The sequence below is a fragment of the Candidatus Thorarchaeota archaeon genome, from assembly GCA_013388835.1.
GTDB lineage: Archaea > Asgardarchaeota > Thorarchaeia > Thorarchaeales > Thorarchaeaceae > JACAEL01.
The window spans coordinates 1-11,335 of sequence record JACAEL010000088.1; the positions used below are offsets into that span (position 1 = coordinate 1).

Consider the following 11,335-nt stretch of genomic DNA (forward strand, 5'->3'; position numbering starts at 1 on the left):
CGGCTGCGGCGTCGGCGTTGGAGTTTGTCGAGAGTCTGGAGGCGCCGGACCCGAAGGCGGCTCTGAAGGCTGCGACTGGCGATGCGGTGGCGGGATTCGATGCGCTTCTGAGGAAGCTTGAGACACTGAGGTCGGACATCTCATCACTTCAGAGGGGAGTCGTCGGAGTGTTCGCTGCGCAGCTGCTGACGTTCCGAGGAAAGGTTGTAGAACTGAAGTCACGGATATCAGAGGAGATGGTTGAGAAGCTGCGGATGCCGATGATGAAGACCGTCATCGAGAGCAGTTTCACGGAGATTGTGGACAGCGAGTTCAGTGCCCTTGAGAAGGACTTGGTGGACCGGATTGTGGAGCAGACACAGGAGAGGTTCAAGGAGTTTGCGACCAAGGTGAGGGAGTCGGAGTCGGACCTGCGTCAGACGATTGTTGAGCAGCAGGACATTGTCAGGTCGTTCCTGCAGGGTGTTGAGGAGGATGGTCTGGCTGTCCGGGAGCAGCTGCGTGAGAGAGAGGCTGAGGTCAAGGAACTGCAGAAGCAGATTGAAGCACTGCATGCACAGATAGACATGGGCGCCAGCTCTGACACGAGGACTCAAGAGCTGAGCAGGAAAGTGGGAGAGTTTGAGGCCAAGCTTGACTCGGCACGCCGGGATGTGGTGAAAAAGGATTCAGTGATCCAAGCCAAGGATGCGGAGATTGCTAGGCTAAGGAGTCAGGTGGAGCAGCTTCAGCTCAAGTTGTCAGAGTCGAGTGCGGAGGTACAGGCATACAAGAGCCAGTTGTCCGCAGCGCCAAAGGCCTCGGCGAGGAGCGATGCAGAGGTACAGGCGATGAAGACGAAGCTCGAACTCACAGAGGCCTCGCTTGCTGAGAAGAGGAGAGAAGTTGAGACCCAGTCCGGCATAATCCGGGAGCTGGAAGCGAAACTTCGTGATGCGCTAGTCGAGAGGAAGGCAGCAGAAGAGGCGTCACAGAAGAGGGTCAAGGAACTCGAATCGGTCCAGGACCGCATTCGAAAGATAAAGGACATGGAAGAGAGGATCTACAATCTTGAGCGGGAGCTCGAGGAGACAAAGAAGCGCATTCCCATCGTTGAGATGCAACGAGAGGCGTATGAGAAGGCCACCCGGCTGATGGAGAAGGAGCGCGATATGGCCTTGGAGATGAGGGACGTAGCCAACGAGAGAGCGGCCAGATACATCAAGGCGCTCGGAGTGGAGGCAAGCACCAAGGTGCTCTTGATTGTGGATGAGGTTGGCTCGATCACCTTTGCTGACCTCGGCAAGACACTTGGGATACAACCCGCTCTCGCGGCCAAGTACGCACGGGAACTGGACAAGCTCGGAGTCCTGAGAGTCGAAGACGAGAAGGCGATCTCCACTCTGAGGAGTTTCGAACTCAAAGAGGGCGAAGTTAAGGTCTAGAAAGAGATTGTCCGGTCGCCTCTCTCGAATGTGTCAACGATGTCGGCCCAGTACTTTGCCATCTTCTCAAGCGCGGCAGAGTAGTCACGGCCCAGCCGGTATTCTCCGCCGCGCTTCTCCACCAGACCGGCATCCCGCAGCTTTCTCATGACCTTGACATAGAGGCCGCGACTCGACAGGACGAAACGTTCCCACTCCGCGTCTGGCACAACACCGTTGGACTGCATGATAGTGTTCAGTATCTTCGACGCCTGTTCCACCTGCATCTCGGTGAAGAACACATATCGGAGGAGATGGCGCGGACTGATGAGAGAAGGCCTCCTGACAATCTCGATCTTGGTCATCTTCATCATCCGACGAGGACGCGCCTGCCATCCCCCTTTATCTGCTGTGGTAATACGTGGCAGGTCCGCGGTGGACTGTCACTCACGAGGCTCATGGTCTCAGCATGAGAAGAGACCACGCGTACAACTGGCAAGAAGTAGCAAAGGCAGTTGCGGACTCACGGTCTCAGCAAGAGAGAGCCGCGCCGAGTAGTCACAGCGCGGCTTGCTGAACACTCATTCTTTTGCACTTGCTCGGAATCGGGGAATCAACAGCAGTACAACCGTCACAAGTGCGAAGATGCCTATTGAGATCAGTGTGGAGTAGGGGTAACCGATGAGCAGGGCTCCTGACACCAGACAGGCTGCGAAGGGCAGTATCTGAATGGGTGTCTTGAGTCGTGACATGGCAAACACCATGAAGAAGAAGCCGTACCCCACTGCCGCAAAGGCCAAGGCGAGTGAGAACATCACCGCGACAAACTCGAACAGGCCGTACAACACCCAGCCCGCAGCAGGGACGAAGTAACTGATGACGAGCCAGATGAGCTCGAAGACCAGAATGACCTTCAGACCACTGGCTGCGTTCGATATGTCGACGTCGGAGGGCGCGTTGCTGAGCATTATGGTCATCGCAAGGAACGCCACGATCCAGAACAGAGGGTTCAGAACCGTCAGTCCCGAGAACGTGACAAGGAAGGAGTAGACGAACCCCACGATGAGCACCACAGGGTACGACGGGTCGTTCAGGAGGACCTCGTTCGCCTTCAGGTCGATTAGTTGCCGCAGGAGTGCCAGCGCTTCTCCGCCCAGGTGCGCATCAGGCACCAGATAGGTCGCGCCAAGTGCGAAGAACACCAGAAGGAACAATGACACAGCCACTGGTGCGAGATTGATTACGGCATTCCTGAGCGGGCTCGATGGCTTCACATACTTGACATAGCCCAGTACAACCCCGTCATTGGTGAACTCGACATTGATGGGCTTGAACTCCACAATCTTGGTGTTCGTGAGCAGGCACCCAAGCGCGTGCGATGACTCGTGCAGCGCGACTCCGGGACCGACAAGGAAGTACCAGCCTCTGCTGCCGTATGCCTGGGTCGTGCCCAGCAGTGAGTGAGACGCTCTCTCGAGCAGCCAGCCCAAAGCCCACACTAGGAAGAACAGACCAATTGACAGGAGCACTATCACAAAGTATGCGTTCAAGTATCCACCACCCGGCCTAATACACAGGTCTCACGAGAGACCCAACTCCTTTCTCTTGTCCTCTTCGACCTTGGAGACCTCCTCTTCCTTCAGCCGGTCCATCTCCTTTGCCTTCTGGCGCTTGGCCTTCTCCACCTCTTTCTCCTTGGCTCGCTCAATCTCCCTGATACGCCTCTCGCGAGCCTTGCCAGCATCGGCCACGCGCCTTCTCAGCGCATCTGCCCTCTTGTTGAGGTCTCCAATCTGCTTCTGCTTGCTGTCCCGCACTCTGCTGAACTCCCTCTTGGCATCCATGTACTCGCGTTCTGCAGCTTTGTACTTCTCGCGGATTGCATCAAATGCCTCCTCCTTGCTCTTCAGAATCTGACGGTGCCGTTCAATCTCTCCGTCGATGCGTGCCTCAATCCCAGCCAGTTCAGACTCAGCCTTCTGAAGCTCAGCTTTGAAGCGCTCTACGTCGCTGTCAATCTTCTGTATCTTCTTGTCTTTCAGGTATTCGGCGTCGGACATGGTAACGGTTTGAGTACTAGGTTGTATATTAGCTTTCGCGGGACCACACCTGTTTCGCTTGAGGCCGAGTCATGACGGTGCGTCCATGGCGCACGGACTGCGGTAGTCATGTTGCATCGCACTCCAAACTGGTCGACCACTGCAGCAGTTGGTTTTAATAGCGTCCGCCAGCCCATCAGGACACGGGCATCAAGATGAAGACTCTGAAGGAACTCAGGAAGTGTGACCTGTTCACCTTCTTCCGGCTCTCTGAAACCGGACGCATTAAGGAGAAGGATGGTGTGACGAGGGTGACATGCGAACCGGGAGGCTTTCAGAAGAACATCGATATCGAGTTCAGCGTGGGCAAGGGTGAGGTCATTCAGGAAGCCACTATCTTCCTCGAGAGAGCGTGGATAGGAAACGAGAACACTGTGAATCCCTTTGGAAAGGACATCGCCAGGAGCTTCCTGGCAGACGTCCTGCCTCAACGAGACCGTGAACTCCTCGCAAAGTTCCTTGCTGCACTGTGGCAACTCCGAGGCAAGAGCGACCAGGTGATCAGTATCAGGAGCCCGCCCCCTCCCGTGACCGACCCGGATGCACTGAGAGGAATCAGCGTTTACCTTGGCAAGGAGTCCAGGCATGAGTATCATCTGGCCGAGACCGCGGTCATTCTGGAGAACATCGAAAGGAGCGGCAGCCCTTGGCTCAGGATACGAGTGATCAAGAACTGATGCCTGCAGCAAGCATTATCACATGAGCCACATCTGCAGAGGATGCACCGATGAATTGAGCTTCGTGCTCGAGCAGCACAGACTCGATGGTGGACTCGATTCTCGCGCTGTCCAGTTCATGTCCAAGCAGAGCCTTCTCAATGGCCTCTAGTGTCTCCTCTGGATACAGAAAGAAGTCGCCCGTTATCTTCACACTCTTTATCTTCCGTTCAGTCACATCCATATTGACGCGGAGCATCTTTCCGCCACTGACTTTGTAGACCGCCTCTCTCATCACGCTCACCTCAGCAGGTTCCAGCTATCGGTCGAGTACTTCGTCTTCACAAGATGTTCCACATCGGCCTCTTCCTCAGATGTGAGCTTGCCGGGGACCAGCTTGATGCCTAGTGCCTCCGAGAAGCCCTTCTCCATGGCTCTGGCGACCTCTTCCAAGCTGACCCGACGGGAGAGAGCATCACTGATTGATGTCACTCGCTGCTTAACGTCCGTCACGACCTTGTCGGAGATCTTGACGGGGTGGACCTTCAAGACCGAGAACATCGCCTCAACATCGAGCCTGACAAGGACGGTACCATGTTGAAGGAGACAGGAGTGACGACGTGTCTGTGCGTTGCCGGATATCTTCTTCTTCTCCACTAGAATGTCGTTGATGGGCTGGAAGCTAGAAGAGAGTCCGAGCTTGGCAAGGGCAGATATGACACCACCGCACAGCACACGGTACGACTCGGCGATGTCTCGTGGCGCCAACCTGTGGTCCTTCGGAATGATGATGCTGTATGTCACCTCTCCTTCATAGTCATGGTATACAGCGCCCCCTCCGGTCAGCCGCCGCACAGTGGAAACACCCTTCTTCTTACAGTACTCGATGTCCACCTCAGTAGTCATCCCCTGAAACGTGCCAATTGACACCGCAGAGGGCTTCCATCGATACAGACGAAAAGTGGGCGGCACTCGCCCCGCTTCCAGAGAGAGCATTATGGCCTCGTCCATTGCCATGTTGGTGTACGCATCATGCGTCTCGAACTTCAGGAATCGGAACTCATCCATTTGACCTCACCAGTCCTGAATCAGCTATTGCAGCCGCGGTCTCCTCCGGTGTCAGCGGCCGCGGGTAGTTGTACATTGGACCCCTCGGCCGTTCGTTGTAGTATGGCCGATCGCAACCCGGGCAACCAGCAGTCCGGAATGCTGCACCTGATGATAAGACTTGCTGAAGCCACGAGCTTTCCACAGCCAGTGTCAGGTGGCCGTTCCTGTCCTCGTTGACCTTGTCTGGAGTCAGAAGCCGTCGGGATGCAAGGTATAGCACGATCTGAAGGCGTCTGTAGGCTCCGAGGTCTGGCGGCTTCGCATCATGCATGTCAGTGCCCCTAACCCCAGTGAAGGCGAACAGGCTGACCCTGATGCCCGCCTCCAGCATCGTGAATATGAAACGGGCAACATCAGACTCTCGCTCCCCGAGCCCCACAATGACGTGGGTGGTGACATGGCCCCTGTCGAACACAGTGAGGGCCCGCCGCAACGCGTCGTGGTGCAGCTCCCATGTGTAGGAGCTATTGCGTGCTGCTCCCTTGACGCTGTCAAACACCTCGGGTGTGGCAGCATCAATCGCGATACCTATGTCCGTGGCGCCTGCCGCTCGGACTCTCTTCAAGTCTGCTTCGCCCAGAGGAGGAGTACAGATAGAGAGTGGCCCAGTGAAGCTTTCTCTGACTCGTTCGATGACTGTTGCTGCGTCATCTACCATGCCAACATAGTTCAGGCATTGCAGGCAGACACGCCGAGTGCTCTTTGATTCGCCAAGTCGAGCCACCACCTCATCGAGATCCCATGTAGGCCACGATATCCGTGACAGACGGTCGGCAGAGGAGGTGCTGCTACGCGCCTGAGGACAGAAAGCGCAGTTCTCATCGCACTTGCTCTCTGAGTATGTCATCAGATACGCGGTCGAAGAGGCCACCTCACGAAGTCCTTCAATGAGTCCCAGAGCCATTGCAGTGCCGAGCGACACTCTGACTAACGGCGCCAAGATGATCATGAGGGGATGGACGCTCATCCGTTAACAAGTTAACTATCGGTGGTGGTTGCCGATCCCTGAGGCATCCTCTGGTGGTCAGTAAGAACCGCTGTCGCAGTCCCTGCCTGACAGGCATGCAGCAATGCACCGGACGAGTCCGGCCATCCCTGTGCCGTTCTTCGCACTCACGGACACCTTGAACGTCTTGGTCATCGGACCTGCCTGAACATACTTGTAGAGCTCACGGGCAGACGCTTCCACATCGTCGTCGGCACCCAAGTCTGACCTGCAGCCAACGAGCCACAGATACCTCAGTGTGGGCGTGGCCTTGATTGCATCGTAGATGTCTCGTGCATCCCCCACTGACCGTCTTCCCTGAGGAGAACAGTCATACGCAAGAATGGCTGCCTCTGCCATCGTCAGAAAGCCTGTACGAGCCAACCGGGCAAAGTGCTTTGTGCCGCCGACCCAGTCCCATATCTGCAGGATGACTTCCGCATCCTCGCTGACGACCGTCTTGGTAGATATCTTGGTGGACATGGCCTGTGTGCCGTTCGGCCAGTCCATCCGGCCATAGAGCAGCGCATTGACAAGACTTGTCTTGCCTGCCCCCTGAGGACCTACCACAACAACCTTGTGCGGCTTTCTCTCCAACTCGGTACCTCCACATCAGCACTTGGCATCACATGGAATGCCTACGACGACAGGCCAGACAGAGCACGCAACATTCGCCTCGCGTGCCGCTGAGCGAATAGTATTCCCCATGTGAGGCCCAGTAAGAAGCTTGGTGTGATGACGAATAGAGCCCTGATGAGGTGGAAGAGGTATTCGACGATGGCAGGGCCTAGCAATACTTCGTGCCACACTGCAGCATACGAGAACGAACCAGTGAGGAACACGATGAGGCCTAGCAGGAAGACCACTATGTAACGACTTGACCATATGCCCAGCCGGGTGAGAGACTCTAGCGCGTCGGTCTCAGTCTTAGAGCCGAGTGCGCCAACCTCGAACTTCAGAAGGTCTGCCTCCATTTCGGCACAGACCATTGCAACAAAGGCTCCGGAAAACAGCCCGACAAAGACATGCACAAGGATGTTCAGTGAGGCGCCTTGGAGAGTGACCAGCATACCCTCTTTGGGTATGAGTATCACTGCACTCACCAAAGTGCACCCCACGAGTACGTCCAGCACCATGCTCCTGATGACCCAACGCAGGAACTGATTGACAGACTCGGGTTTCAAGACAACGCATCTTCCATGTTCTGAGCATGAGTCCGCTACTTCACTCTTCCGCCCGGTCACGCTGCCTCAGAACCCTGTAGATTGGACACGCACGGCTCATGACATGTCGGACTCGTGTGGGCACTATCGAATGAACTCTCCTTGCGACCGCAGCACTTTGACTGACCATTGCCAACACCTGAATGCCGCTCGCTGAAGACATCAACGTACCTATGTCAGAAGTGGTCTGACTGGCGATGAGCGGTCGTCTTCACGCACCACTTGGGTTAGCCGAAGCGTGACCGAATCGCCTTCTGAGAGAAGGCCGTGAAAGCCTCCACGTGCCTCTGGTATCAACACCAGCGGGACGCATCCGTGCACCAGTCTGCGATTTGGGTAGAGGAAGAAGGACACCCCTCGCATCTTTGTCCGGTTGACCGTTGCTTGCGTCCCCTCAGTCGTGGCATATCTGAGACTGCCTGCGTGAGTCTGCGTGACAAGACCAATACAATGACCCCACACAAAGACCTGTCTGTCAGCAGGCTCTGAGCCACAACGGTGCACTCCACCTCTTCGATAGTGTGGCACCCCGCCATCAATCACGCCAATAGCCTGTCCGCCACTGTCATAGGCAGCGTGCCCCACCAGATCACCGCAACGACCCGTCGCTGACACGGGGCTACATACAGCCTTGTCGTCATGTACTGAGAGCACAGTGGCTTCGACCACCGACTGCATCGAGCCCTCAACCTTCCACGAGTCTGCCAGGGGCACCAGTGGGAGGGACTTCGTTGACCGTCCAAAGTCACCCGGACGCAAGATGTCGACATGACTGTGTGGGCCCGTCCAGAAGCAGAAGAATCGCGACCGAATGGTGTGACCGAGTCGTTCTCCCTGTTCCACAAGCTGCCCTTCGCGGACTTCGGGCCGGCAATGAAGAACACGGACCCAGACATCAGCGTCCGCATCAGGCGATATGGCAATGGCCCAGTCGTAGTCCTCTGAGGGAAACGAGGTCCTGCGGCCCATGGTGAGCCTCCTTACCACCCGGACCACTCCCGACACGGGCGACACCACAGGCAAGTCCCACCCGTCACCCTCAGGGTAGATGTCAACCGAGGTGCCCAGCGAGTGTCCCGGATAGGGACTGTTGTAGAAGGACAAGACAGCGTCTTCCGGACATCTCAAGAGGATCCTTCCGGCGGTGCCAAGGTCTCTCAAGTGCCCTCACCGGCCCCCGGTGTTCACTCACGCCTTCTTGGCCGCAGCGTAGATGGGGTCAAGCCGTCGTCTCCAGTCCGCAAGACCCTTTGGAGAGGATGGATACTCCGCATAGACCTGCTTTATGTCCTCCATCAGGTGTGCGACCCGGTTCACTCTCATCAGAAGAGGTATCCTTCCCACACCTGACACGAGCCGCTTGAACTTGTCACCCATTGCCAGGTCCATCTTCCCGGTAGTGCTGACGGCAAGCAGGTCACTGCCCTTGATGATCTCCTTCTTGAATGCGAAGTTGATGTCCTCGTTCGTCACATTGACCAAGAACCATCTGAAGATGTCAAGCGACGCCTGCTTGGTCCCGTAACTCTGCATATACCTGGGGTTGTACGGCCACAGACCAGATATCGAGGTGTCGTTCGCCTCAAGGGCCTCGGAGGCAGTGATACCAGCATGCGCGCCGCCAAGCATAGAGGAACCTATTCCGCCACCGTGTACGGGGTTCACCTGGCAGGCCGAGTCGCCCACTAACATGAAGTTGTCATCGACCATCGTGTCAATCGGTCGCCTCACAGGAGCAATCCCACCACCGGAGTCAATCGTCACAAGCCGTGTCTTCATGAAGTCCCAAGTCTCCTTGATGAAGGAGTTGAAGATGTCTTTGGGCTGGCGGTGGTTCGGCAGTGTCATGAGACCGCATCCCACGTTGACTCGGTTCGGACCCTGCGGGAACACCCATGTGTAACCGCCCAGAGTCTGCTCCTGCTCCCAGTATATCTCAAGTATCTCAGGGGTCTCGAACGTGTAGTCCGGGGTCTCATAGACATCCCTCCATGCGACCATTATGTCCTCCTTGGCGACGACTCGCTCGATTGGGGTCTCCTCGGGCAGCTGCCGCCTGAGCATACCGGAGGCACCAGTGGCATCGACGACCACTCTCGCGTGGATGTCCTTCTCCTCCTCAGAGCCTTCCGGTGTCACCCTCACTCCTGAGACCGTGTGGTTGTCAAACAGAAGCCGCTTCACCCTGGTCGAAGGCATCAGGGTCGCACCAGCCGCCTCTGCAAGACCTACGAGCCACTGACCCATCTTTAGCCGATTGAACGAGTAGCCTGTGGTCGTAGGACCAGCCATCCTCATTCGATATCGACGGTCAGGTGCGATGAGGTCGATGCCTTTCACATCGTACTCGACTATGCTTCTCGGCACGTCTGGAAGCCCGATGAGCTCCTTGAGCTCTCTGAGGTGATGACTGCCCAAGGCATCGCCGCAGGTCTTGTCACCAATCCTTTCCTTCTGCTTCCGGTCCACAAGCAGCACCTGATGGCCACGCTTCGCAAGTGTGTACGCGGTCACTGCGCCAGCAGTACCAGCTCCAGCCACAACAACATCATAGTCTCTCATTGGTGTGGTCTCCAGAGGTGATGGGTATCTCGACTCGCCCCGTCGCTGCCTTTTCAATGTTCTCTTGGGCTCGCAGCGGGTCATGTGAAGTCCTACGAAGGTACAGGCCGTCTCTTGGCGACTGCTCGCTCTCACTGTGGCACTTGTCCTGTGATGCGCTCGTTCGTCTGTCTCGCCTGCAGGTCGATGAAATCACAGGGCTCCACAAGGCCATCCCGCCCCAAGTCAAAGCAGTCGCCCATGTTCGACAGTGCATCAGGTCTCAGAGCACGACTGGGAGCCTCTCACATGCTCAGGGCCCTTGCTCTTCTCTCCTGAGACCCTGTGTCTTGCCCTTGCTCTCTCTACCAGTGGGTCTGTTCTCTCTGCGTAGGGAGTATACAGGCCGCCCAACTCCATTAGCCGAAGGTTGTCGTCGATGATGGCCTTCATTGCAGAATTGATCTCAAAGCCCACGAAGTGACGATATGAGCCCTTTGCTGCCACGGCCGTTGTTCCATTGCCCATGAAGGGGTCGAGTATCAGCGCACCGGGCCTTGATGAGAAGTCAATGCACCGCATTACAAGTTCATCAGGGAGTTTGGTCCCGTTCTTGACCTGTCCTCGCATATACGTGCGATTGATGGTCCACACATCAAGAGGGTAGTGTTCAATCTTGTTGAAGTAGTATTCGTCCGGGTTCTTGACCAGGAAGAGGAGATGGTAGTGACTGGTCACGAACTTCCTTCTGGTGAACACACCGAACTGGTATCGCCATATCATATGGTTGACGAGGGTCAGCCTTGCCTCCCGTGCGGCATTCAGCACATCGGCAAGATTGGTCCAGCCGCTAAACACCCATGCAGAGCCGCTCTCTCTGAGCAGGCGCGGAATCTCGCCAATCCACAGTCTGGTGAATCTGTCGTAGTCCTCCAAGATCTCTCTATACCCTTCAATGACTAGAGACCCGTCCCGGTTGTATAGCGACTCCTTGCCGTTGAAAGATATGCCGAATGGAGGGTCGGCAACAATCACATCCACGGAGCCTGGAGAAAGAGCCCTCATGCCCGCAATGCAGTCTTCGTAGTGGACCACGTCTACCGGGATACCAAAGCGTGCAGACTCGTAGAGTGCCCGGGCCTCCTCTCGAGTCCAGTCTTCATCCGGCTTGAACCGAGCTGCAGCAACGTGAGGGACATAGGGATTCTTTCGCTTCCGCTTAGGAGGTTCAGAGGTCATTCCTGAGTGACAATGAAAGACGGGCCTTATAATCATCACCGCCAGACCGACGTTCCGAGGGCATTACAGACTCCAAGCC

At 56.3% G+C, this 11,335-nt stretch carries 13 protein-coding genes; 2 read left to right on the plus strand and 11 right to left on the minus strand.

Annotated elements, in window-relative coordinates; translation table 11 throughout:
- Positions 1–1,424 (plus strand): hypothetical protein (locus HXY34_13185; protein ID NWF97089.1); only part of this gene is annotated, 1,424 nt, incomplete at its 5' end.
- Here the strand turns inward: HXY34_13185 and HXY34_13190 are convergent.
- The 3 genes from HXY34_13190 to HXY34_13200 all read right to left on the minus strand — a co-directional run bounded on the left by HXY34_13190 (position 1,421) and on the right by HXY34_13200 (position 3,463).
- Positions 1,421–1,768: a hypothetical protein gene (locus tag HXY34_13190; protein NWF97090.1), complete on the minus strand. Its 348-nt coding sequence runs from the start codon at positions 1,766–1,768 to the stop codon at positions 1,421–1,423. The two genes, HXY34_13185 and HXY34_13190, sit on opposite strands and share 4 nt — an antisense overlap.
- A 216-nt stretch (positions 1,769–1,984) precedes the next feature.
- On the minus strand, positions 1,985–2,953 hold the full coding sequence (locus tag HXY34_13195; protein NWF97091.1) for a hypothetical protein: 969 nt from the start codon (positions 2,951–2,953) through the stop codon (positions 1,985–1,987).
- 30 nt (positions 2,954–2,983) lie between these two features.
- Entirely contained in the window at positions 2,984–3,463 is a 480-nt protein-coding gene (locus HXY34_13200; protein ID NWF97092.1) for a hypothetical protein, read from the minus strand.
- Between the two features lie 194 nt (positions 3,464–3,657).
- Between HXY34_13200 and HXY34_13205 the strand changes: the two genes are divergently transcribed.
- A complete protein-coding gene (locus tag HXY34_13205; GenBank protein ID NWF97093.1) occupies positions 3,658–4,179 on the plus strand; it encodes a hypothetical protein in 522 nt (173 codons plus the stop codon).
- On the opposite strand, the gene HXY34_13210 is transcribed toward HXY34_13205, so the two are convergent.
- The 8 genes from HXY34_13210 to HXY34_13245 all read right to left on the minus strand — a co-directional run bounded on the left by HXY34_13210 (position 4,169) and on the right by HXY34_13245 (position 11,082).
- Complete coding sequence (locus HXY34_13210; GenBank protein NWF97094.1) at positions 4,169–4,453, minus strand: hypothetical protein; 285 nt, start codon at positions 4,451–4,453, stop codon at positions 4,169–4,171. The genes HXY34_13205 and HXY34_13210 overlap by 11 nt on opposite strands.
- A gap of 5 nt (positions 4,454–4,458) precedes the next feature.
- Positions 4,459–5,226, minus strand: a complete 768-nt coding sequence (locus HXY34_13215; protein NWF97095.1) for a lipoate--protein ligase family protein — start codon at positions 5,224–5,226, stop codon at positions 4,459–4,461.
- Entirely contained in the window at positions 5,219–6,217 is a 999-nt protein-coding gene (locus HXY34_13220; GenBank protein NWF97096.1) for a radical SAM protein, read from the minus strand. The genes HXY34_13215 and HXY34_13220 overlap by 8 nt, the downstream gene beginning before the upstream one ends.
- 75 nt (positions 6,218–6,292) lie before the next feature.
- On the minus strand, positions 6,293–6,850 hold the full coding sequence (locus HXY34_13225; GenBank protein ID NWF97097.1) for a GTPase domain-containing protein: 558 nt from the start codon (positions 6,848–6,850) through the stop codon (positions 6,293–6,295).
- A 41-nt stretch (positions 6,851–6,891) separates the two neighbouring features.
- Complete coding sequence (locus HXY34_13230; GenBank protein NWF97098.1) at positions 6,892–7,437, minus strand: hypothetical protein; 546 nt, start codon at positions 7,435–7,437, stop codon at positions 6,892–6,894.
- 210 nt (positions 7,438–7,647) lie between these two features.
- Positions 7,648–8,637, minus strand: coding sequence for a hypothetical protein (locus HXY34_13235; GenBank protein ID NWF97099.1), 990 nt, complete (start codon positions 8,635–8,637; stop codon positions 7,648–7,650).
- A 27-nt stretch (positions 8,638–8,664) separates the two neighbouring features.
- Entirely contained in the window at positions 8,665–10,038 is a 1,374-nt protein-coding gene (locus HXY34_13240; protein ID NWF97100.1) for an NAD(P)/FAD-dependent oxidoreductase, read from the minus strand.
- Between the two features lie 255 nt (positions 10,039–10,293).
- On the minus strand, positions 10,294–11,082 hold the full coding sequence (locus HXY34_13245) for a site-specific DNA-methyltransferase (protein ID NWF97101.1): 789 nt from the start codon (positions 11,080–11,082) through the stop codon (positions 10,294–10,296).
- Positions 11,083–11,335 lie beyond the last annotated feature (253 nt).